The sequence below is a fragment of the Candidatus Nitrotoga sp. BS genome, assembly GCF_927797785.1.
Lineage (GTDB): Bacteria > Pseudomonadota > Gammaproteobacteria > Burkholderiales > Gallionellaceae > Nitrotoga.
Genome location: NZ_CAKMLL010000065.1, coordinates 1 through 1,186, shown reverse-complemented (window position 1 = coordinate 1,186; position 1,186 = coordinate 1). Strand labels below are relative to the sequence as shown.

The window sequence follows — 1,186 nt, the reverse complement described above, 5'->3', positions numbered from 1 at the left end:
GTTGGTATGTGACCTCAGGGATGGCTATTGCAATAGCCCCTACTGAAAAGACACCATATATCAAATCAAACTATCGAATCAAATTGCTTGTCAGTCTTTAGCCGTGTGTTGGTACACATGATAATAAAAACAATTGTTTTGTTGTCAACAACGAGAGAGGATTGAGGATGGGGCGGTCAGCTCCATTGTGTGGGTAATGATTTATATCACGAGAAATTTATATCACGAGAATGTTAAAAGATGAAATCTATTGAAATAAAGAACATGAGGGACACACGGACAGTCGCTGCGCCAGCAAAGGACTGTGGCTATTTCCATGGCTGCCAAACGTGCGATGAAAATGATACATGTAAGCTGGATCGTGCTGCCCATAAAAAATGGTTGATTAACAAACGGATGGCGGATATCAAGTACAAAGTGCTTGTCGGCAGCAACAAGGGCGGTGTGGGTAAAAGTACCACCACGGTCAACCTCGCCTTTGCCCTGGATAAACTAGGGTACAAGGTTGGCTTGGCGGATGCAGACCTTCACGGGCCAAATATTCCAAAAATGCTTGGTATTGAAAGTGTAAGACTTCGCGGGGATAAAGATGGTATAGCCCCGCACATTATGCCTACTGGCTTAAAGGTTGCGTCTCTGGGATTGTTGATAGAAGACCCCAATGAGCCCGTTGTTTGGAGAGATGCGGTAAAGTATGAGTTTATAATTGAACTTCTGGGGAATATTACTTGGGGTAAACTCGATTTCCTGATAATAGATTTACCGCCCGGCACAGGAAATGAACATATTACGATCATGGATTTTATTCCCAATCTGGATGGGGTCGTTGTTGTAAGCACCCCACAGGATGTCGCGCTACTTGATGCAAGGAAAATGATCACTTTTGTAAAAGAACGAAATACGCCCATTATCGGCATAGTTGAGAATATGAGCGGCTTGATCTGCCCACACTGTAGCGGTGAGATTGAAGTATTCAAGAAGGGGGGCGGCGAAAGAGTTGCAAATGAACTGGGTGTACCATTTGTCGGTGCCATTCCGCTCGATAGCGAAATAGCAGTTTGTGCGGATAAAGGAACCCCTGTTGTACTCGCTTACCCAGACTCTCATTCAACCAAGGCGTTTATGGCAGTTGCCGAAAGATGCGCGAAATTCCTGGGCGCTCAGCCTGAACCTGAATTGCCAGGTG

Annotated in this window: 1 protein-coding gene; it reads left to right on the top strand. The window is 45.3% G+C overall.

What is annotated here, in order from left to right; translation table 11 throughout:
• Nucleotides 1-240: 240 nt before the first annotated feature.
• Nucleotides 241-1,186: Mrp/NBP35 family ATP-binding protein (locus MJ769_RS07855; protein ID WP_239236000.1), on the top strand; the 946-nt coding region annotated here is incomplete at its 3' end.